Origin of the sequence: Streptomyces sp. RKAG337, assembly GCF_023701715.1 — a bacterium.
In the GTDB taxonomy this organism is placed as follows: domain Bacteria; phylum Actinomycetota; class Actinomycetes; order Streptomycetales; family Streptomycetaceae; genus Actinacidiphila.
Genome location: NZ_JAJOZA010000001.1, coordinates 6,891,248 through 6,912,636 on the forward strand (window position 1 = coordinate 6,891,248; position 21,389 = coordinate 6,912,636).

Annotated in this window: 19 protein-coding genes and 1 pseudogene; 7 read left to right on the top strand and 13 right to left on the bottom strand. The window is 70.7% G+C overall.

Annotated elements, in window-relative coordinates; translation table 11 throughout:
- Positions 1-57 precede the first annotated feature (57 nt).
- Together LNW73_RS30445 and LNW73_RS30450 are read right to left on the bottom strand one after the other, a co-directional pair.
- Positions 58-933, bottom strand: a complete 876-nt coding sequence (locus LNW73_RS30445; protein ID WP_250992125.1) for a universal stress protein — start codon at positions 931-933, stop codon at positions 58-60.
- Positions 930-1,988, bottom strand: coding sequence for a zinc-dependent alcohol dehydrogenase family protein (locus tag LNW73_RS30450; RefSeq protein ID WP_250992126.1), 1,059 nt, complete (start codon positions 1,986-1,988; stop codon positions 930-932). Before LNW73_RS30450 ends, LNW73_RS30445 begins: the two co-directional genes overlap by 4 nt.
- A gap of 248 nt (positions 1,989-2,236) precedes the next feature.
- Here LNW73_RS30450 and ppk2 point away from each other — a divergent pair, with 248 nt between their 5' ends.
- From ppk2 to LNW73_RS30480, 6 genes and pseudogenes are all read left to right on the top strand, one after another.
- Positions 2,237-3,088: a polyphosphate kinase 2 gene (gene ppk2 / locus LNW73_RS30455; protein WP_250974494.1), complete on the top strand. Its 852-nt coding sequence runs from the start codon at positions 2,237-2,239 to the stop codon at positions 3,086-3,088.
- 393 nt (positions 3,089-3,481) lie between these two features.
- A complete protein-coding gene (locus LNW73_RS30460; protein ID WP_250992127.1) occupies positions 3,482-4,357 on the top strand; it encodes a slipin family protein in 876 nt (291 codons plus the stop codon).
- Positions 4,358-4,509: 152 nt separating this feature from the next.
- A complete protein-coding gene (locus LNW73_RS30465; protein WP_250992128.1) occupies positions 4,510-5,979 on the top strand; it encodes an amino acid permease in 1,470 nt (489 codons plus the stop codon).
- A gap of 62 nt (positions 5,980-6,041) precedes the next feature.
- On the top strand, positions 6,042-7,292 hold the full coding sequence (locus LNW73_RS30470; RefSeq protein ID WP_250992129.1) for an arginine deiminase: 1,251 nt from the start codon (positions 6,042-6,044) through the stop codon (positions 7,290-7,292).
- Positions 7,293-7,361: 69 nt separating this feature from the next.
- Positions 7,362-8,383 (top strand): annotated as a pseudogene (argF, locus tag LNW73_RS30475) (ornithine carbamoyltransferase).
- 1 nt (position 8,384) lies between these two features.
- Entirely contained in the window at positions 8,385-9,350 is a 966-nt protein-coding gene (locus LNW73_RS30480) for a carbamate kinase (RefSeq protein WP_250992130.1), read from the top strand.
- A gap of 153 nt (positions 9,351-9,503) precedes the next feature.
- Here the strand turns inward: LNW73_RS30480 and LNW73_RS30485 are convergent, their stop codons facing one another.
- The 6 genes from LNW73_RS30485 to LNW73_RS30510 all read right to left on the bottom strand — a co-directional run bounded on the left by LNW73_RS30485 (position 9,504) and on the right by LNW73_RS30510 (position 13,646).
- On the bottom strand, positions 9,504-9,959 hold the full coding sequence (locus LNW73_RS30485) for a universal stress protein (RefSeq protein ID WP_250992131.1): 456 nt from the start codon (positions 9,957-9,959) through the stop codon (positions 9,504-9,506).
- A 93-nt stretch (positions 9,960-10,052) separates the two neighbouring features.
- Entirely contained in the window at positions 10,053-10,286 is a 234-nt protein-coding gene (locus tag LNW73_RS30490; RefSeq protein WP_250992132.1) for a DUF5133 domain-containing protein, read from the bottom strand.
- A 299-nt stretch (positions 10,287-10,585) separates the two neighbouring features.
- Positions 10,586-11,212, bottom strand: a complete 627-nt coding sequence (locus tag LNW73_RS30495; protein WP_308407749.1) for a helix-turn-helix domain-containing protein — start codon at positions 11,210-11,212, stop codon at positions 10,586-10,588.
- A 105-nt stretch (positions 11,213-11,317) separates the two neighbouring features.
- A complete protein-coding gene (locus LNW73_RS30500) occupies positions 11,318-11,809 on the bottom strand; it encodes a Crp/Fnr family transcriptional regulator (protein WP_250992134.1) in 492 nt (163 codons plus the stop codon).
- Positions 11,810-12,052: 243 nt separating this feature from the next.
- Positions 12,053-12,910, bottom strand: a complete 858-nt coding sequence (locus LNW73_RS30505) for a universal stress protein (protein ID WP_250992135.1) — start codon at positions 12,908-12,910, stop codon at positions 12,053-12,055.
- Positions 12,911-12,932: 22 nt separating this feature from the next.
- On the bottom strand, positions 12,933-13,646 hold the full coding sequence (locus LNW73_RS30510) for a response regulator (protein ID WP_250974483.1): 714 nt from the start codon (positions 13,644-13,646) through the stop codon (positions 12,933-12,935).
- Positions 13,647-13,927: 281 nt separating this feature from the next.
- Between LNW73_RS30510 and LNW73_RS30515 the strand changes: the two genes are divergently transcribed.
- Positions 13,928-15,643: a sensor histidine kinase gene (locus LNW73_RS30515; protein ID WP_250992136.1), complete on the top strand. Its 1,716-nt coding sequence runs from the start codon at positions 13,928-13,930 to the stop codon at positions 15,641-15,643.
- 37 nt (positions 15,644-15,680) lie between these two features.
- On the opposite strand, the gene LNW73_RS30520 is transcribed toward LNW73_RS30515, so the two are convergent.
- The 5 genes from LNW73_RS30520 to LNW73_RS30540 all read right to left on the bottom strand — a co-directional run bounded on the left by LNW73_RS30520 (position 15,681) and on the right by LNW73_RS30540 (position 21,368).
- The gene (locus LNW73_RS30520; protein ID WP_250992137.1) at positions 15,681-16,139 is read right to left on the bottom strand and encodes a pyridoxamine 5'-phosphate oxidase family protein; all 459 of its coding nucleotides are present in this window, start codon (positions 16,137-16,139) and stop codon (positions 15,681-15,683) included.
- 445 nt (positions 16,140-16,584) lie between these two features.
- Positions 16,585-19,005 carry a glycoside hydrolase family 65 protein gene (locus LNW73_RS30525; protein WP_250992138.1) on the bottom strand — a complete coding sequence of 807 codons (2,421 nt, stop codon included), beginning with the start codon at positions 19,003-19,005 and terminating at the stop codon, positions 16,585-16,587.
- Positions 19,006-19,007: 2 nt separating this feature from the next.
- A complete protein-coding gene (locus LNW73_RS30530; protein ID WP_250992139.1) occupies positions 19,008-19,838 on the bottom strand; it encodes an HAD family hydrolase in 831 nt (276 codons plus the stop codon).
- A gap of 128 nt (positions 19,839-19,966) precedes the next feature.
- Positions 19,967-20,590 (bottom strand): hypothetical protein, encoded by a 624-nt coding sequence (locus LNW73_RS30535; protein ID WP_250974479.1) that lies wholly within the window; start codon positions 20,588-20,590, stop codon positions 19,967-19,969.
- Positions 20,591-20,855: 265 nt separating this feature from the next.
- Positions 20,856-21,368 (bottom strand): flavodoxin domain-containing protein, encoded by a 513-nt coding sequence (locus LNW73_RS30540; RefSeq protein ID WP_250992140.1) that lies wholly within the window; start codon positions 21,366-21,368, stop codon positions 20,856-20,858.
- Positions 21,369-21,389 lie beyond the last annotated feature (21 nt).

Consider the following 21,389-nt stretch of genomic DNA (forward strand, 5'->3'; position numbering starts at 1 on the left):
AAAGGGCCGGCCTGAGGGCCGGCCCTTTCCGTCGATGCGCCGTTCAGCGGGTCCGGCTCAATCGCGCGGGGGAACGGGCAACGAGCTCTGCGGTGTCTGGGGGACGAGCAGGACCGGGCAGTGGGAGTGATGCAGCAACGCGGTGGCGACGGGCCCGAGTTGAGGTCCCAGCAGGCCCGGCCGCCGGTGCGCGGTGACCACGATGACAGCCGCTCCGCAGGTGGCCTCCAACAGGGCGTGCGTAGCACCGGACCGTACGGTGCGCGTCTGCACGGGAACCTGCGGATACGTCTCCCGTAGCGGTGCCACGACCTGGCCGGGTACCGCCTCCTCCGTTCGCGCCCGCCGTGTGATGTCCTCCTGAAGGCGGCTGGTGGGCACCGGGGCGTATCCGACGGGTGGCAGATGCCGGTAGGTCCAGGCATGCAGGACCCGCAGCGGCGCTCCGCGCCGTGCCGCCTCGGCGAAGGCGGACCCGGCGGTGTCGGTGTCGGTGTCGTCCTCCAGACCGAGCAGCACCTCACCACCGGGCCCTGAGCTCTCGTGCCACGCGGCGTGGTCGCCGCGGACGACCAGGAGCGGGCTCCGGGTGCGGGCCGCCACCCGCAGACTGACCGACCCGAACAGCCTCCCGGCGAACCCGGGCAGATCACGGGTGCCGACGACGGTGAGTGCGGCGTCCCGGCCACGGCACACGATGGCCTCGGCCGCGTCGCCCACCACCGCCGCGGTGCTCACCGCGAGCGCCGGGTAGCGGTGGCGTGCGCGGGCCACAGCCGATGCGAGAACCGGTCCGGCCTCGTCGAAGCCGGGCACGGCATAGACGATCTCCAGACCGGTGGCGCGCCGGCCCGCCTCGACGGCGGCCTCGTCGAGCGCTCGCATCGATACGATCGAGCCGTCGACGCCGACGACGACGTGTCCAGCGGTCATGTCCGGTCCTTCGCGGGTCCGCTGCTCAGGACGACCTTCAGTGCACCGGTGTCGGCGGCCCGGGAGAAGACGTCGTACGCCTCCGCCATGCGGTGGAGCGGGAAGTCGTGCGTCACCAGGGACGATGTGGGGAGTCTTCCGGCGGCCATCATCCGCAGCAGGGCGGGGGTGGAGTACGTGTCGACGAGTCCGGTGCGGATCGTCAGGTTCTTGCTCCACAGGGTTTCCAGATGGAGTGTCGCGGGTTTGCCATGGACCCCGACGTTGGCCATCCGCCCTCCGGGGCGCACCATGCGGGTGCACATCTCGAAACTCGCGGGCACGCCCACGGCTTCGATGACCACATCGGCCCCCAGGCCGTCGGTCAGCTCCGAGACCAGCTGCTCGGGGTCCTCCGCGGCGTTGACCACCGTGTCGGCGCCCATGCGCTTCGCCGCTTCCAAGCGGGCCGGCGCCAGGTCGACGGCGATGATCCGGCCCGGCGAGAACAGCTGAGCCGTGGTGATGGCGGCAAGTCCGATGGGGCCGGCGCCGACCACGACGACGGTGTCGCCGGGACCCACCCGCCCGTTCAGCACGCCGACCTCGTACGCCGTGGGATAGATGTCGGCCAGCAGAACGGCGTCCTGGCTGTCCACAGCGGCGGGCAGCAGGTGCACCGACAGGTCGGCGAACGGTACCCGGACGTACTCGGCCTGCGTGCCGTCGATCGTGTGGCCGAGGATCCAGCCACCGCCGCCGAGGCACTGCCCGTACGCGCCCTCCCGGCAGAACCGGCAGCGCCCGCAGGCGGAGATGCAGGAGACCAGGACCCGATCGCCGGGCCGCACCGTACGTACCCCGCTGCCGACCTCGACGACCTCCCCGACGGCCTCGTGGCCGAGGACCGTGCCCGGCGGGACCTCCGGTACGTCGCCCTTGAGGATGTGCAGATCCGTTCCGCAGATGGTGACGGCATCGACGCGGACGATCACGTCATCGGGGTCCTGGATCCCCGGGTCGGGAACGTCCTCCCATGCCGACTGTCCCGGGCCGTGGAAAACGAATGCCTTCATGGCCGTTCCCTTCGTCGAATGCGTCCGGCGGCCCACTACGGCTTCCGCCCGGGAAATCCCGGCCGCGGGAACGGCCCGGCGGGGCCGGTGCCCGCTCCGCAGTCCCTCAGGTACAGCCTGACCCGGCACCGGTGCCGGCCGCTTGGGCCACTCGGACCCGGTACGGGGGTCCAACCGGCCCGCATCGCCGAAAGGCCATAGCGTGGACCCTCAGTACCTTCAGCACTCGCTCCCTGATGGAGGCCGCCGTGGCAGCCGGCAAGAAGTCCCGATCGAGCGCCCCGCGTCAGGAACGGCTGCCGCGGCGGCTGTACGAGAGCGAGCTGCTCCGACTGCAGACGGAACTGGTCAAGCTGCAGGAGTGGGTGCGTGCCGAGGGCGTCCGGCTGGTCGTGGTCTTCGAGGGACGTGACGCGGCCGGCAAGGGCAGCACCATCAAGCGCGTCACCGAGCGCCTCAACCCGCGGGTCGCCCGGATCGCCGCGCTGCCCGCGCCGACCGAGCGCGAGCGCACGCAGTGGTACTTCCAGCGCTATGTCGAGCAGCTCCCCGCCGCAGGCGAGATCGTGCTGTTCGACCGCAGCTGGTACAACCGGGCCGGTGTCGAGCACGTCATGGGGTTCTGCACCAAGGAGGAGTACGGACGCTTCCTGCACCAGTGCCCGATCTTCGAGCGGATGCTGGTCGAGGACGGCATCCTGCTGCGCAAGTACTGGTTCTCGGTGAGCGACGCCGTGCAGGAGGAGCGCTTCCGTGCGCGGCTCGAAGATCCCACCCGGCGCTGGAAGTTGTCACCGATGGACCTGGAGTCCGTCACCCGGTGGGAGGCGTACTCACGCGCCAAGGACGAGATGTTCGTACACACCGACATCCCTGAAGCGCCCTGGAACGTCGTCGCCAGTGACGACAAGCGCAGCGCCCGGATCAACATGATCAACGATCTGCTGTCGGCGATCCCGTACCGCGAGGTGACGCGGCCGACACTGGAACTGCCCCCACGCCCTCCCTCCACCGGCTACGAGCGGCCGCCGCGCGATCTGCAGACCTACGTACCCGACCACGCGGCCGCCCTGGCGCGTGGCGGCGGGGCCTCCGACTGAGCCGGCGCCGCCGATGTCCGGGCCCTGGCGCCGGTGGCCGTCCGGATACGGGCCTCGGCGCCGTAGCCGTCCGCCCCGCCACGTGTCACATGACCCGTTTCCGGGCCACCGCCGCCGTCCAGGGAGCTGCCGGCGGCACGGTCCGGAAACGTCAAGGCGTGCAGGACCGGTAGCCGTTCAGCCCTCCCATCTGCGGGACCAATGGCCCTCCTTGTGGCCCTGGCAGGCCCTCCATGGGGACTCGGACCCGAACCAGGATGAGGGCAGACGGCGATCCGGCCGTGCTCTGAAGTGGCGAGACGCACCGCTGGGCCTGACGACCACGGCCGCCGGCAACGCCCTCGCCCGCCAATCGAACCGAGGCACGCCATGCCCGTCCTGATCATTGCTGTCGTGGTCCTGCTCCTCCTGCTGATCGGCGCGATGGCCGTGAAGATCGTCAAGCAGTACGAGCAGGGGGTGCTGTTCCGGCTCGGCCGGGTGCTGGGCGAGCGCAAGCCCGGTCTGCGGCTGATCATCCCGTTCGTCGACGTCCTGCACCGGGTGTCGCTGCGGATCGTCACCATGCCGATCCAGTCGCAGGGCATCATCACCCGCGACAACGTCAGCGTCGATGTGTCCGCGGTCGCCTACTTCCGGGTGGTCGACCCGGTGAAATCCGTCGTCGCCATCGAGAACGTGTACGCGGCGATCGACCAGATCGCGCAGACCACGCTGCGCAAGGTCGTGGGCCAGCACACCCTGGACGAGACGCTGTCCGAGACGGACACGATCAACCTCGACATCCGCGAGATCCTCGACGTCACGACGGTCGAGTGGGGCGTCCAGGTGACGCTGGTGGAGCTGAAGGACATTCAGCTGCCCGACAGCATGAAGCGGGCGATGGCCCGGCAGGCCGAGGCCGAGCGGGAGAAGCGCGCGAAGATCATCAACGCCGAGGGCGAGTCGCTGGCCGCCGCGGCCCTCGGTGACGCCTCCGACGTGATGATGGCCCACCCGCTGGCCCTGCAACTGCGCAACCTGCAGAGCCTGGTGGAGATCGGCGTGGACAAGAACACCACCGTCGTCTTCCCGGCCCCGCTGATGAGCACCATCGGCGAACTCGGCTCCTTCCTCGCCCGCGAAACCGCGGCGGCGATCCCGGTCGCCCCGCCGGCGGCCAAGGACGCGGAAAGGTCGCCCGTCACCGAGCCCGCGTTCGTCGACATCACGACGACCGACGCACTGGCCGGTTCCTCCAACGGCAGTCCTCGCGCGATCGGCAAGTAGCGGTGGTCGAGCCGGAGCCGGGACCGATGTGACGAACCGGACCCACTCCGGCCCGCAGGACGCCGTTCCCGTCGGGTGACACCGGCGCTGCAGCCGTACCGATCGACGGCGGGTCCGTCGCCTTGACAGTGATCAGAAGTGAGGACGATCCCGTGACCGAGAAGGTCAACAACGCGCCGACCGAGGACGATACGACGTCCGGCTCCCCTGGCCGGACACCCGGGAAAGGGATGTTCGGGCTGCCGACCGCGACCGCGCTCGTCATCGGTTCCGTGATCGGTACCGGGGTGTTCGCCCTGCCGACCGCACTGGCACCGTACGGCCCGATCAGCCTGGTCGCGTTCGTGCTGGTCACCGTCGGCGCGCTGGCGCTGGCCTTCACCTTCGGCGCACTGTCCAAGCGGGTACGGGGATCCGGCGGCCCCTACGTCTACGCCCGGGACGCCTTCGGTGACTTCGCCGGCTTCCTCAACGCGTGGTCCTACTGGATCACGGCGTGGGCGGGCAACGCGGCCATCGTCGTGGCCTGGGTCGGGTACGTGGAGGTGTTCTGGAACACCGGCCACGCCAAGGCCTGGTCGATCGTCATCGCCATGGTCGGACTGTGGATACCGGCGGTCATCAACCTCTCCGGCGTCCGCAACATGGCGGTCACCCAGATCGTCACCACCGTCCTGAAGTTCGTGCCGCTGCTGTTCATGGCCACCGTCGGGCTGCTGTTCATCAAGGCGCACAACTTCGGCGCCTTCAACGCCGGCGGCACCTCCGCCGGTTCGGCGATCTCCGCCGCCGCGGCCATCGCCCTGTTCAGCTATCTCGGCATCGAGACCGCGTCGGTTGCCGCAGGCCGGGTACGTGACCCGCAGCGCAACGTGGGCCGGGCGACGATCCTCGGCACCGTCGGCTGCGCGGTCGTCTACATCCTGGGCACGGTGACGGTGTTCGGCACCGTCTCCAACGCGGCTCTGCAGAAGTCGGCCGCGCCGTTCACGGACTCGGCGGATGCCATCTTCGGCGGCCGATGGGCCGGCCAGGCCGTTGCGGTCGCGGCGATCGTCTCCGGACTGGGCGCCCTGATCGGCTGGACCCTCATCGTCGCCGAGATGCCGATGGCCGCGGCGAAGGACCGCCTGTTCCCGGCCGCGTTCGGTCGCACCCGCAAGGGCGTCCCGGCGTTCGGGATCGTCAGCTCGACGCTGCTCGCCTCCGTCCTGACGGCTGTCAGTTACAGCCAGTTCGAGAAGGTCTTCACCACCCTCGTCCTGCTGTCCGTGGTCACCGCCGTGATCCCCTACATCTTCAGTGCCGGTGCCCAGCTGTACTGGCTGCTCACCCGCGGGCGCCAGACCCGGTGGCCGCACCTGCTCCGCGACTGCGGCGTCTCCGCCGTCGCCCTGGCCTTCTCGTTCTGGTCCCTCGCCGGCAGCGGCTACCAGGCCGTCTACTACGGGCTGTTCTGCCTGCTCCTCGGTCTGCCGGTCTACATCTGGCTCAAGGCCGCACGCAACGAGTACGGCGAGACACCGGTGATCCCGGCCGGTGAGCCCTCCTGGACCCTCGCCGCAGACGTCCCGCCGCAGCCCGTGGCTCCGGTGGACCCGCTCGTGGGGCACACGACGTGACCCGGCCCCCGACACCCTCCGGCACCGGCCCCCGACCTTCCCCGCACGTCAAGGAGACCACCATGACCCGCACCCTCGGCGTGCATTCCGAAGTCGGCCCGCTGCGCGAGGCCATCGTTCACCGCCCCGGGCTGGAGCTGAACCGCCTGACGCCCGGCAACTGTGACGAACTGCTCTTCGACGACGTGCTGTGGGCCGACAAGGCCCGCGAGGAGCACGACACCTTCGTCCAAGTACTCCGCGACCGCGGCACGACGGTCCACCACTTCGACCACCTCCTCGCGCAGACACTGGAGCGCCCGGAGGCACGGGCCTTCGTTCTGGACCGCATCTGCACTCCGGAACTGGTGGGCCCGACCCTGGCGGCACCTCTGCGACGGCTCGCCGACGAGGCGGACCCCGCGACGCTGGCCGAACTGCTCATCGGTGGAGTGACCCGCGCTGACCTGTCGCCCCTGCGAGTGCGCAGCCTGCGCTGGCAGAGCCTGGAACTGGACGACTTCGTCCTCGCGCCGCTGCCCAACACGCTGTTCCAGCGGGACAACTCGGCCTGGATCTACGGCGGCGTCACCATCAACCCGATGGCCAAGGCCGCCCGGCAGCGCGAGTCCCTGCACAGCCGCGCCGTGTACACGTTCCACCCGCTGTTCGCGGACGCGACCTTCCCGGTGTACTACGGCAACGACGACACCAACCACCAGCCGGCCACCCTCGAAGGCGGCGACATCCACGTCCTGGGCCGAGGTGTCGTCCTGATCGGGATGGGGGAGCGGAGCACCCCGACGGGCGTGGAGATCCTCGCCCGCGAGCTCTTCCGCAGCGGACAGGCCACCACCGTGATCGCCGTCCAGCTCCCCAAGTCACACGCCTTCATGCACCTGGACACCGTGCTGACGATGATCGACGTCGACACCTTCGTCCGCTATCCCTACCTCGACCCGAAGTCCCTGCGCACCTGGGTGATCGTCCCCGCCGACCCGCGGGAGACCGTCGAGCACGACACCGGCGGCCTGCACGTCGAGCAGCGGGACGACCTGTTCGCCACCATCGCCGACGCCTTGGGCCTCGACAAGATCAGGGTGCTGTCCGCCGACGAGGACGCGCGGGCGGCCGAACGCGAGCAGTGGGACGACGCCAACAACTTCCTCACCGTCGCACCCGGGGTCGTGGTCGGCTACGAACGCAACACCGTGACCAACGCGATGCTGCGGGACAACGGCATCGAGGTCATCAGCATCCCCGGCAGCGAACTGGGCCGCGGCCGGGGCGGGGCACGGTGCATGACCTGCCCGACCCGGCGCGACGGGATCTGACCCCGCCCGCGACCCGAGCCCCGGCGAACCCGTCACCATCCTCGATCAGCCCACTGTGAGGACTTCCCCATGCCCGCTCAGACGCCCACGACCGTCACCCACCACCGGCCCGGCTCCCTCCTCAAGGAGCTCGACCTCGACAAGGCGGGATTCCTGGCGCTGATCACCGCGGCCGGGCAGCTCAAGGCAGCCAAGGCGAACGGCTCCGAGCGCCCCCAACTGGAGGGCAGGAACATCGCCCTGGTCTTCGAGAAGAGCTCCACCCGCACCCGCTGCGCCTTCGAGGTCGCCGCCCACGACCAGGGCGCACAGGTCACCTACCTCGGCCCGGAGGGCTCCCACATCGGACGTGAGGAGTCGATCCGTGACACCGCCAGGGTGCTGGGCCGGATGTTCGACGGCATCGAGTTCCGCGGATTCGCCCAGGACACCGTGGAGGAACTGGCCGACCACGCCGGCGTCCCGGTGTGGAACGGACTCACCGACGCATGGCACCCGACCCAGATGCTCGCCGACGTCCTCACCATGACCGAGCACCACCCCGGGCCCGTCGAGGAGATCGCCTACTGCTTCCTGGGCGACGGCCGCAACAACGTGGCCCGCTCGCTGCTGATCACCGGGGCGCTGCTCGGCATGGACGTCCGCATCGCCGCACCGCGCGACCTGTGGCCCCGGACGAGGTGATCGCCGAAGCTGACCGGCTCGCCGTGACCAGCGGGGCCCGCGTGCTGGTGACCGAGGACGTCGAGCAGGGGGTGGCGGGCGCCGACTTCGTCTACACCGATGTCTGGGTCAGCATGGGGGAGTCGGACGAGCAGTGGAGTACCCGCATACCGCAGCTGCTGCCCTACCGCGTCACCGAGAAAGTGCTGCTCGCCTCCGGCAAGACCGACACGAAGTTCCTCCACTGCCTGCCGTCCGTCCACGACCGCAGCACGCAGCTCGGCCGGCGGCTGTTCGACCGCTTCGGCCTCGACGGGGCGGAAGTCACCGACGAGGTCTTCGAGTCGCCGCACTCAGTGGTCTTCGACCAGGCCGAGAACCGCCTGCACACCATCAAGGCCGTCCTCGTCGCCGCCTTGGGCGCCTGAGATGCGCATCGTGGTCGCGATCGGCGGCAACGCACTGCTGCGGCGCGGTGAGAGGCCCGACGCCACCGTGCAGGTCGACCACATCCGTGCCGCCGCCCAGGCCCTCGCACCACTGGCACTGCACCACCAGCTGATCATCTGCCACGGCAACGGTCCCCAGGTCGGGATGCTCTCCCTGGAGAGCGAGAACGACCGCGAACTGACCCACCCGTACCCGTTCGACGCGCTGGTCGCGCAGACCCAGGGCATGATCGGCTACTGGCTGGCCCAGTCGCTGCGCAACGCGGGAGTGACCAAGCCCGTCATGAGCCTGGTCACCCAGACGCTCGTCGACGCGTCGGATCCCGCCTTCGCGGCCCCGACGAAGTTCGTCGGCCCGGGATACCCACACGGGCAGGCCCAACGGCTCGCCGACCGGCACGGCTGGACGATCGCTGTCGACGGCGACCGATGGCGCCGGGTCGTCGCCTCACCCGAACCTCTGCGGATCGTCGAGCAGGAGTCGATCGACCGGCTGCTCGACCACGAAGCACTCGTCATCTGCGGGGGAGGCGGCGGAATCCCGGTCACCGAGGACGGTGCCGGTCAGCTGCAGGGCGCCGAGGCGGTCGTCGACAAGGACGCTACGGCCGCTCTACTCGCGGTGGCCGTCAAGGCCGACCGGCTGCTGATCCTGACGGACGTGCCCGCGGTGATGGAAGGCTTCGGCACCCCTGAGGCCACCCCGCTGCGCCGGCTGGCCCTGGACGGTTGGGAAGCACTGCACTTCCCCGCAGGCTCCATGGGACCCAAGATCGCGGCTTGCGCCCACTTCGTCGGAACCACCGGCCGACCGGCCGCCATCGGATCGCTCGACGACGCTGCCGCGGTCCTCGCCGGCGGCGCCGGAACTGTCATCGTCCCCAGCGATGCACCGGACGCGAGCGGCCGGATCACGGCCGGGACGACTGCGGCGATCCAGCGCTGAGGCCCTTCGCCGGTCCGGTTGCCGGACCGGCGGAGGGTAGGAGAGCGCCCGGCGGGATCCCCGCCGGGCGCTCTCCCAGTGGAACTGGCCGAGGGTCCCACCGAACAGCTCCCTCAACTCAGTGGCTGTCCGGAGCGGGTGGCCGGCGGCACGTCACTCAGGAATAACGACGACCGGGCACGGTGCGTGCTGGACGCAGTGCTGGCTGACCGAGCCGAGGAGGATTCCGGCGAAGGTGCCGTGTCCCCGGCTGCCCACGGTCAGCAGCTGTGCCCCGGCCGCGGCCTCCAGGAGCACCTCTGCCGGATGCCCCTGCACCACTCGCGCGAGTACCTCGACGGGGTGGTCGAGGTGCCCGGAGACGTCGGCGATGGCTGCGTCGAGGTTCTTGCGGATACCCGCTGCGATCTCACTGGTATCGATCGCACCGGGCGACCAGCCGTAGCTGTAGACGTAGGTGTCGGGGTTCTGCCAGGTGGTGATCGCCTCAACGCTGGAGCCGGTCAGCCGTGCGTAGGTCATCGCCCATTTCAGCGCCGACTTGGAGCACTCCGATCCATCGATTCCGACGACCACACGTCGTGCGGGTTCCGGGGTCTGCTGCGGCATTGTCGAGCTCCTGGGATCGAGGCGGCCGGCCCACGTGGGCCGGCCGCGGTCTGCGTGCGGGGGAGTGCGGGGTGCGGCTCGGCCGGACAGGCCCTAACCGACCACGGTGGGCGTGCGGGGATCGGTGGGGATCGGCCGGGTCTGCTCGCGGGCGGCGATGAGCGCCGCCCCGATGTCCCGGGTGCCGGTGGAGACGCACAACGTGTAGGCGACGTCCTGGAGCTGTCGGTGGACATACGGGTCGACGGCGTCGGTTCGGGCCTGTAACTGCAGGGCGTCGTAGCGTTCCAGCAGGTTCCGCAGTACGGCGGGGTGGGCCATCAGCATCGTGGGGTCTCCCTCGGCTCAGCGTTCGGTGCGGCTGTTCAGATGCAGGCGCGGCGCCGTAGGCGTGCGCGAGCGAGTAGCCCAGCTCCCCGCCCTCGTGGATCTTCGGCATCGTCAAGGCAGCCGTCCTGGTGGGTCGGTGAGCTGGTGCCAGGCATATCCCTCTCCTCCGCAAGCGCCGAACCGGTGTTGCTCCTACTCTGCGATGCGGTGCGGCCCCGCCTCTTGGGCCGATGAGGGACATCCGGGGGGCCGAACGGCCCTCGTCGTGCGTGACGATGCGTCGGGTGACCGACGGGTCAGCGGACGTGAATCCGGCGTCCGGTGATCCGGTCCGGGTCGATCCGCACCCACCATGCGCGGTCCCCGCCTGCCCATGGGCCGCTGTGGGTCCGTTCGATGAGCTGCCGGACGGTGTCGGGATCCGTGACGTGTTCGGCGCTGCCGACCACGAGCACGCTCCATCCCTGGCTCAGCGCCTCGTCGATGTGATCCACCTCGAAGGCGACCCGGGTCCCGATCGACAGGGCGGGAGCGGATCCCGGCGACGTTCTGAAGGCCGGCGACCCGTCCGTCATCTGGTAGTTGACGGGGACGATGGCGGGACCGCCGTCGCCGGTCACGGCAACACGTCCCACCCCGTGCGTGGACAGCCGGGCCCGGCATTCTTCCGGCGTCATCTCCACCAGTTCCGGATGGCGGGCCGCCTTTCCGAGGCCGGGCGGCAGATCCGTGCCGCCTCCGCGCAGCTCGGAGACCGTGGTCTGCAGCGCGTCGGCGAGGCTCAGCAGGAGGACCGCGCTGGGGACGGCGGTCGGCTGCTGTTCCAGATACTCCAAGTAGGGCGTGGCCATACCCGCCTGGTCGGCCACCTGTTCGCGGGTGAGGCCCAGTTGCTCGCGGCGCGATGCCAGCCGCCGTCCCATGTCTCCGACAGGCCGTGGCCGGACGGAAGCGGCGTCTGTTCTCGTCTGCTGGTTCATGGCCAATCGCTTCCCTTTTGATGTCGGTCGGTGCTCCGGGCGGCGGCGTCAGCCGTCGTCCTCCGGGCCGCCCACTGATACGGAGGCGCCGCGGTTCACGCCGAAGGGGCCGTACAGATCGAGCAGCCGGGTGCGCGTGTTGTGCAGCCGGCTCCCGATGACCGCCGCGCAGAGCAGCACGAATTCCTGTCCCAGTCCGGGATCGGCCGAACACAGGTCACGAACCGCCGCCGCCGGGAACTCCGTGGCCTGCACGGCGGTGCGGGCCTGGGCTCCGAGCTGCCACCGGAACGGCGGGAACAGCCAGGACCAGCCGAGGAGTTCGCCTGCGGAGAGGGTTTGCACCACGACGGCCCGGCGCCCGGGAACGTGCAGGTCCAGGGCCACCTCGCCGCGGTCCAGGACCCAGAAGCGTTCGGCGGCTCGGTCCGCTTCGAAGATGCGTGCGCCGGTGGGAAAGGAGACCGGTGCGGACAGCGCCAGCAGTCGGTCACGGTGTGCGGTGGTGAGGGTGTCGAGAAGGTAGTGGGTCGTGGACATCGCACTGTCCGTTTCCGCGGCTACGCGGGATCCGACGTGGTGCAGGCGGTGGTCGCTTCGCCGCTGTGGTTGTCCATCAGGCCTGCCTGCCCTCTCATCCTCACCCCGGGCGGGCGGACGCGGGCAGGGGCCGAACGTCCTCAGCTGCCGGCAGGGTGGCCCGGGTACGCTGCCGGCCGACCACGGAGGGTGACGGTCCGCTGCTCATCCGGGCGCGCACCGCCTCTTGGCGATCCGGCGGGCTCAAAGGGTGGGCACCACGGCCACCGGGCATGGGGCGTGGTGCAGCATGGCGTGGTTCACCGAACCCAGTTGCAGGCCCGGGTGGCCGCGCCGGCGGTGTGCGCCGACCACGAGGAGGTCCGCCCCGGCAGCTGCCCGCAGCAGAGCGGGCGCCGGCCTGGCCTGCTCGGCCTTGCGCCGCACCTCGACCTCGGTGTCCCCCAGGTCCGGAAGTCGCACCGCGTTCAGCAGGGACCGGGCCCGGTCGGACGCCGCGCCGACGTCCATGAGGACGGACATCCCCGACAGGTCGACGTCCGGATGCCAGGCGTGGACGAGCTCCAGGTCGGCGTGGCCCGCCACCGCCTCCTCGACCGCCAGATCCACCGCCGCCGAAACATCGTGCGGCCCCACACCCAGCACGACCCGACGGTGCCCTGGCTCCGCAGGTGCTCCTTCACCGCGTACCACCACCACGGGGTACGCGGCCCGGGCGGTGACCCGCAGGGCCACCGAGCCGAGGAGCAGTCCCGGGAACCCGCCGTGGCCACGGGTCCCCAGCACCAGCAGCGGTGAATGGCGCTGCAGGCCCAGCAGCGCGGACAGGACGTCCTCGGCGAGCAGCTCGGTTTCCACCGGCACCCCGGGCCGGCGCTTCACCGCCCGCTCACCCGCGGAGTCCAGGATCTCCTGCACCGCTTTGCGCTCCGGAGCGAGTTCGCTGTCGTCCAGGGTTTCCTGTTCGTAGCGCTCCCACAGACAGGCGTGGACCAAGCGCAGCCCCAGCCCGCGGCGGAAGGCGTCGTCGGCCGCCCAGTCAACGGCTCGCAGACTCTCCGGCGAACCGTCGACCGCGGCCACTACACACGCAATAGTCATGATCTCCTCCGCTTCGCGGGGGTCACCGCCGGTGTCCGGCGCCGTGTTGGCCTTCCTGGTTCAGGCGGTCCTGGGCCTGGGTCGCGATCACTGCGGCCTGGACGCGCCGTTCCACCCCCAGCTTGGCGAGCAGCCGGGAGATGTGGTTCTTGACGGTCTTCTCCGCGAGGTAGAGCCGCTGTCCGATCTGCCGGTTGGTCAGTCCCTCGCCGACCAGCGCCAGGATCTCCCGCTCCCGTTCCGTCAGGCTGGGCAGTGCGACCGCTTCCGGTGCCGGTTCCTCCGCGCCGCGCAGCTTGGCCATCAGCCTGGCCGCCGCGCTGGGGTCGAGCGTCGACTGTCCGGAGGCGACGGTGCGGACGGCCGAGACCAGGTCGGAGCCGCGGATCTGTTTCAGCACGAACCCCGAGGCGCCGGCCATGATCGCGTCGAGGAGCGCCTCCTCGTCGTCGAAGGACGTGAGCATCAGGCAGGCAAGATCGGGCATCCGGGAGCGCAGTTCCCGGCAGACCGTCACTCCGTCACCGTCCGGCAGCCGCACATCCAGCACAGCGACCCGCGGGCGCAGCGCGGGAATACGGATGAGGGCTTGCTCCACGGTGCCGGCCTCGCCGATCACTGTGATGTCCGGTTCGTCGTCCAGCAGGTCACGCACCCCCCGCCGCACCACTTCGTGGTCGTCGAGGAGGAAGACCGTGATCCCGGCCGCGGGAGTGGGAGGGTCGCTGTCGGACATCAAGAACTCCTGAATCCTGCGCCGGGATGCTCCGTCCAGCGGACAGGTCCCGAACCGCGCTCACCGATCAGTCTGCGGCTCCCCACACGGCGGTACCAGGGCCAGGTGGCCCTGATCCCCTGGCATCACCGCCACCGCACACCTCCCATTCTCCGCCCTTCGGAGCCCTGGCACAGAAGCTGGCGCCCGCGGGCGGCCTTGCGGCGCACGGGGGCGAGTACGGTGGAAGGGGCTGGGAAGGTAGGCCTCCGTCCTCTCGCCATGCACCTGGAGGCATATCGGTGGGTAACGTCGACGAGGGCCTCGGGCAGTCTCCGCAGGTGCGGCTCGATGAGCTTCTGGGGGAACTGCAGACCCGGCTGGACGCGGCGCGCGGCACCCGGGACCAGGTCCGCGGCCTGCTGGAGGCGGTGCTCTCCGTCGGGCGTGAGCTGGATCTGGAGCAGGTGCTGCGCAATATCGTCGAGGCGGCGGCCGTGCTGGTGAAGGCCGAGTACGCGGCGCTGGGCGTGATCGGGCCGGACGGCGAGCGGCTGGGCGAGTTCCTGACGGTCGGTTTCACGCCCGAGCAGATCACGGCGATCGGCGCCTACCCGTCGGGGCACGGAATCCTGGGTGTCCTGATCCGTGATCCGCACCCGTTGCGGCTGCCGCGGATCTCCGATCACCCCTCCTCGTACGGTTTTCCGCCGAACCACCCGCCGATGGACTCCTTCCTGGGGGTACCGATCCGGGTGCGCGACCACGTCTTCGGCAACCTGTATCTGACGGAGAAGCGCGGCGGTGGGCAGTTCGACGCCGAGGACGAGTCCGTCCTGGCCACGCTGGCTGTGGCCGCCGGGGTGGCGATCGACAACGCGCGGCTGTACGAGGAGTCCAGGCGGCGCGAGCGGTGGCTCCAGGCCAACGCGGAGATCACCCACACGCTCATGGCCGGCAGTCCGCGCAGCGCGGTCATCAGCCTCATCGCCGATCGCGCCCGCGAGATCACCGGTGCGGAGCTGGCCCTCGTCGCGCTGCCCGTCGACGACGCGGCGGCGCTCTCCGTCGAACTCGTCATCGGGCGGGACGCGCCCGCGCTGCGCGGTCTGGTCGTGCCGGTCGAGGGCAGCCTCGTGGGTTCCGCCTTCTCCTCCGGGAAGCCCGTGACCAGCGAAAACATCAACCTGGACGAGTCGGTCCGCGCGGACGGGCCGCGCAATGACCGGCTGGAGGCCGCGGTCGCGGTCCCCATCGGTACGGGTGACGGCCCGCGTGGCGTACTGCTGTTGGTCCGCGCGGCCGGCGGGACGGCCTTCACCGATGAGGAGATCGAGCCGCTGCAAGGGTTCGCCGGGCAGGCGGCGGTGGCGATGGAGCTGGCCGAACGGCGTGCCGGCGCCGAGCAGATCGCGCTGCTGGAGGACCGGGACCGGATCGCCCGCGATCTGCACGACCTCGCGATCCAGCGCCTCTTCGCCACCGGGATGACGCTGCAGAGCGCGGGCCGCTTCATCGAGCACCCCGAGGCCTCGGAGCGGGTCCGGCGCGCTGTCGACGATCTGGACGAGACCATCAAGATCATCCGATCGACCATCTTCGGTCTGCGGTCCCGTGAGACCGGCGCCGAACACACCCTCCGGGCCCGTACGGTGCGTGCCGCATCCGACGCCTTCGCGACACTCGGCTTCACGCCGAGCGTGCGGATGGAGGGGCTGCTGGACACCCAGGTGCCGCGGGAGGTCGCCGACCATGTGATGGCGGTGCTGGCCGAGTCGCTCAGCAACGTCGCGAAGCACGCCCACGCCACCCGCGTGCAGGTGGCCCTGGAGACCGACGGCCGGCAGGTCGTCCTCACGACGACCGACAACGGCGTCGGGCTCCCGGCGGAACGGATCGGCAACGGCCTGCGGAACATGCGGGAGCGCGCGCTGCAGCTGGGCGGGGACATGGAGTTGGTCTGCCCGCCGGACGGCGGGACGACCCTCGTCTGGCAGGTGCCGGTGAAGGCGGAATAGCCGATCTCGACCGGCTTCCTGTCGGCGCTCGCCTCCGTCAGGGCATATCGGCGGGAGACAACTGGACCCGCTCTGCCGGAACGTAGCCATTTCCGTCCACGACGCGCCCTGCGACGAGTTCGGCTTCGACATGGATGAAGACTCCGTCATCCGTCTCCAGCCATGGCCGCGGACCGCTCGACCTCAACCGCGCTTCCTTCACCGGGTTGGTGACCACGGAAGCCCGGCCGGTGACCACCACACTCCATCCGGTGTGGCCCGCCTCGTCGAAGTGGTCCGCCTCGAACGCGACCACCGCACCCCGCACCGCGCGGGCCATGTGCGATGCGGCGGACGCCTGGAACAGCACGGCACCGTCCGGGTCCAGGAGGAAGTGCACCGGCAGAACGGTGGGCAGGGCATCCTCGGTGTAGATGACCCGGCCGATCGTCACCAGAGACAGCAAACGCAGGCTCTCCCCGCGATCCAGCTCCCGAAATCCGTTGTGCCGGTGCATCGTTCCGTCCTCAATACCGCCCATGTGATCATGGCGGGCCGATCGGCCCCCGTGCGGTGATATGGGCGCTGTGCAACCACGAGTGCGAGTCGGGCCAGGGACCGGGAACGGTCTCCCGGTCGGGCCAGAAGCGTTGTGCACAGTCGCCCACTGCCCATGCTTCCTCATGACGCCCTCACACGATAGGGCCGCACGTCCCGCACCAGGGCCACATGGCCCTGGGCACCACCGGGCGGACGTGCTCAGTCGTGCTCAGTCGTGCTCAGTCGTGCGGGACGACGGCGACCGGAACGGCGGCGTGGGGTCACCGCCTGTGCAGAGACCTCCACGCCGGGGAACTTCTCCCGCCACGGATGCAGCGCGTCGGCCGGCGCGGTCTTCTTCCGCTCCGCCGGTTCCCCGCCGACGTCCTGGTTCACGGCGAGGTCCGGGGTCCCGAAAACGGTCAGTCGGAGAGGGGGAGAATGCGGGAGGTGCCCGGGGCGAGGGTGAGGGAGCGGCCCGCGAGCCGGATCCGGACGGGCGGCTCGTCGGAGGGCGGAACGCTGATGCTCAGGTTCCCGGCGTGCAGGGTCAGTCCGATACCCCGGTGACCGCGGTAGCGGATGGAGAGGCCGTATTCCGACAGCTCGGGAAGCGGCGCCGGGTCGAGCGACAGCTCGTCCCCGCGGACCTCCAGACCGGTCAGGCCGCGCTGGACGAGGTCGAGCGTGCCGGCCATGGCGCCCAGGTGGATGCCCTCGGCGGTGGTGCCGCCCTGAAGGTCGGCCACGTCTCCGGTGAGCGCTTCCTGGCAGTACTTCCAGGCTCCGGCGCGGCGGGCGCGGGCCAGTACCCATCCGTGGACCAGCCCGCTGAGTGTCGAACCGTGGCTCGTTCTGCGCAGGTAGTGGTCGACGGTCGTGCGCCACATCTCGTCGTCGAGGCCGTAGCCGAGCCGTCGGAAGAGTGTGGTGAGTTCGGCCGGGGAGAAGAGGTAGCCGAGCATCAGCACATCGGCCTGCTTCGACGCCTGGTACGCGTTGACGGTGTCGCCCTCGGCCTCCAGGATCCGGTCGAGGCGCCGGATGTCGCCGTGCCGGGCCCGGTAGGCGTCCCAGTCCAGTTCGGCGAGGTCGCCGTAGCCCTCGAACTGGCTGATGACCCCGCGGTGGAAAGGCACCCGCAGCCGGTGCGAGACGTCCTCCCAGAGTTTGAGTTCTCCCGCGTCCAGCCCGATGCGCTCGAACAGCGCCTGCCGGCGTGGGGCGGGCAGGCCCTCGGCGAGTTCCAGAGCGCGGGTCAGCACCCAGGCGGCCGTCACATTGGTGTAGGCGTTGTCGTCAAGACCCGGCTCTGCGGCACCGGGGTACGCGTCGTGGTATTCGTCCGGGCCGACCACACCACGGATCCGGTAGCGGCCGTAGTCCTTGTCCCAGACCGCGCTGTTCGCCCAGAAGCGGGCGATCTGCAGCAGCATCTCGGCGCCCGCCGTGTGCAGGAACTCCGTGTCCCCGCTGGCCTCGCAGTACTGCACGATGTTGTAGGCGATCGCCGAGCCGACATGGTGCTGGAGCCGTGAGTGGTCGGGCAGCCACCGCCCCGAGCGGGGGTTCAGATGCAGTGTCTGGGTCTCCTCGCGGCCGTCGCTGCCGCTCTGCCACGGATACATGGCACCGGTCCGGCCGGCTGCGGACGCCGTCCGGCACGCCTGCCCCAGGCGCCGGTAGCGGTAGGAGAGCAGAGCCCGGGAGACCTCCGGAAGGTGCAGGTTCAGGAAGGGCAGGACGAACAACTCGTCCCAGAACACGTGGCCGCGGTAGGCCTCGCCGTGCAACCCGCGGGCCGGCACGCCCACATCGAGGTCGGCCGTGTGCGGGGAGAGGGTCTGCAGCACATGGAACAGATGCAGCCGCAGTACCCGTCCGGCCTCGCCCGGCACCTCCAGCTCCGCCCGCTGCCACAGGCGCTCCCACGCGGCTTCGTGGGACGCGAGCAACGCGGTGAAGTCACCGGCCTGCTGTACCCGGCCGATGGCCGCGTGCAGCGGATCGCTGATCGCCGGGTCGCGCGAGGTGTGCAGCGCGACGGTCTTCTCGACGATGACAGCGCTGTCGGGCTCGATCGGCAGCGTCAGCGCATGGGTGGCGGTGCGGTCTCCGGTGACGAGCCGTGCCGAGGTGGGGATGCTCCCGGTCACCTGGGTACGGGCGGCCATCGCGATGAGGATGTCGGAGGCGGTGGTGCGGCATTCCAGCCACACCGTGTTCGGCCCGGTGGTGCCGGTATGCCAGCGGTCGAGGTGCCGGCCGTTCAGATCGTGGTAGCGCTCGACGCCCGAGTTGGTGATGTCTCCGTCGAGGGCGGATTCCACCTCCAGCTCGCCCGCCCAGCCTTCGGCGGTGAACTCGGTTCGCAGGGCGGCCAGATGCGGATCGCCCATGTGCACGAGTCGGGACTGCACCACGGTGATCCGGCGACCCTGCGCGTCAGACAGCCGCATCCGTCGCGTCAAGGTGCCGCGACGCAGATCCAGGACCTGCCCGTATTCCAGAACTGAACCGTCGTCCGGGGAGAGCCAGGGGCCGGGCGCGGTATCGCTGTCGGAATCCGTGTCGGAGGTCGTGTCACGGGCGCGGAAGCGCAGCGGCAACCAGTTCGGCAGGTTGACGATGTCCTCGTTCTCGACCGTCCGTCCCGCTACGGTCGACGTCAGCCGGTTGTAGCAGCCGGCCGCGTAGGTACCCGGATAGTGCGCGGTGCCCGCTGTCGCCTCGGGCGCGGCGCCACGGGTGGCGAAGTAGCCGTTGCCGAGGGTGCACAGCGATTCGCGCAGCCGCTCCTGTGCCGGGTCGTATCCCTCGTAACTCCAAGTCCAGTCGGACATCGTCAGTTCTCCCCGCCGGTCAGCAGTTCGGCCAGGTCGCGGACGACGATGCCCGCGCCGTGCTCGCGCAGGTCGGTGGCGCTGGTCGGTCCTGCGGTGCGGTCCACGCCGACCACCAGGCCGAAGCCGCCCCGGCGGCCCGCTTCCACACCGGCCAGAGCGTCCTCGATCACGGCCGCCTGCGCCGCGGGTACGCCCAGCCGCCGGGCGGCTTCCAGGAACAGTGCAGGGTCGGGTTTTCCCGCCAGCTTCAACCGGGCCGCCTCCTTGCCGTCCACCACGGTCCGGAACAACTCCCGTACGCCCGCGCCCGCGAGGAGTTCGGGCGCGTGGCGGGAGGCGGAGACCGCGGCGCACGGGACGCCGGCGGCGTGCAGCGCGTGCAGCACCCGTACGGTGCCCGGCCAGGCGGCGATGCCCCCCGCACGCAACTGCCGCGTGAACAGCTGCTCCTTGCGGGCGGCGACCGCCTGCACGGTGCCCGTTCCGGGCGGGTCGTCGGGGTCGCCCAGGGGAAGCCGCAGGTCGCGCGAGGCGAGGAAGGCGGCCGCGCCGTCGAGCCGGTTCCTGCCGTCGACATAGCGGCGATAGTCCTCCACCGGGTCGAACGGGCGGTCGTGTCCCGCTGCCCGCAGGCAGGCGTCGAAGGCGGTCCGCCATGCGGCGGCGTGCACCCGGGCCGAATCGGTGATCACCCCGTCGGTGTCGAACACCACGGCCCGCACCGACCGCAGGGCCGGTCCGAGTATGGCGGCCGGGGCCGTGGCGGTGTTCCGTCCCGGACGGACAGGTGTCTGCCCGGCGCTGCGGCCGGCGGTCTCAGGTACGGCCATGGTGGTGCCTCCTGGTTCGGTCGGGACAACGCCCGTCCGGCCCGGCACGTCATGCGACGCGGCGGGCCGGACGGGGTGGGGCGGCCGGGGCGGGCCGGCCGGGGCGGGCTGGCCGGCTCGGGCGGGTGTCAGAGCAGCCAGCGGTGGTCGCGGACGACCGGCAGGCGGGCCCAGATCCGGCCGAGGCCCCAGACAGTGCCGGCGGAGGCGACGGCGAGTGCGATCATGACGGCCGCGTACAGCAGGTGGTAGTCGACGAGCGGGTTGCTGGACATGCTCAGCGAGCCGTCGGAGGCATGCCGGGCCGGCGGCCACTCCGCCATCCACATCAGCCCCATCATGGCCGTGCCCGCCACGGCGGCGAACCGCAGTGCGACCCCGGCCGTCAGGGCCACTCCGATGCTCAGCAGACCGAGCATGAACAGCCAGTTCGCCCAGCCGGCGCCCGCCCAGGAATGGAACGTGGACTCCATGGGGCCGGCGGAGACCCCGCTTAGGAAGCCCTTCGTCGGTGAGCCGCCGTCGACCCAGCCCTTGCCCGACGAGGTCGCGTAACCCCAGCCGAACGCCTTGTCGAGGAAGGCCCACAGGAAGATGAACCCGGTCAGGACCCGGATCCCGGCGAGGACGCGGGCGCCGGTCGACGTGACCGCCAGTGCGGGCGACGTACCGGACACCGCTGCCGCACCGGCCCTGTGGCGTGACGGCAGGTGGAACCCGGTGTGCTGCTGCGGGTGCTCGTGGACTGCCATGATGGCCATCCCTTCCGGGACTTGGAGGAGTGACGCGGCAACCGCGTCCGGTCTCAATGTGCCGTCCCAGGTGCCGGGACCCCAGGGGCTCGCAGTCCCGGCGAACGGGCCGAACGTCCCTACTCCGAGGACCCGTTCGGCCGACCGGGGACAGAACCGGGTTCGGTTCCGGGCCCGGCGTCCTTCGGCACGCGGCGGCGGGGCCGCGCTCCGGGTGAGCGCGCGTATCTCACTCCGGGCGCCGGCCCTGCGGCCCTCAGCCCGTTCATGGTGTCGCGGGTTCCCTGGTCAGTTCGCGCGCGACCCCGTGCGCCCAGAGCCGGATCCGTTCGGGGTCCCGGAAGTCCCCGCCCCGGCCGGACTTGACGATCATGCGGGCGATCCAGCCCCTGGCACCGTCCTGCAGACAGCCGCCGAAGGTGACGTGCCCGCGGACCTTGAGGCGGTCGGCGATGCGCTGGACACCTGCCACCGGTGGCAGGACGAGCTCGCCCGCCGTGGCGTCCAGCGGGCCGCTGCTGAACAGCCAGACGGGCCGCTCGGCCAGATCCGCCCGGTGGTGCCGGGCGAAGCGGACCGCTTCCGGGCGCCATCTCCCGGCGTAGAGGGCGCTGCCGAGGATCACGGCGTGGTAGGAGCCGACACCGTCCACCTCGGATACGGCCAGTACCTCCACCGCGAGGCCCTGCTCCCGCAGGGCCTCGGCGACCATCCCGGCGATGGCGGAAGTCGAACCGTTCTTCGACGCGTACGCGACGAGCACACGTTCGCCGGTCATGAAGGCTTCCGCACAGTCTCC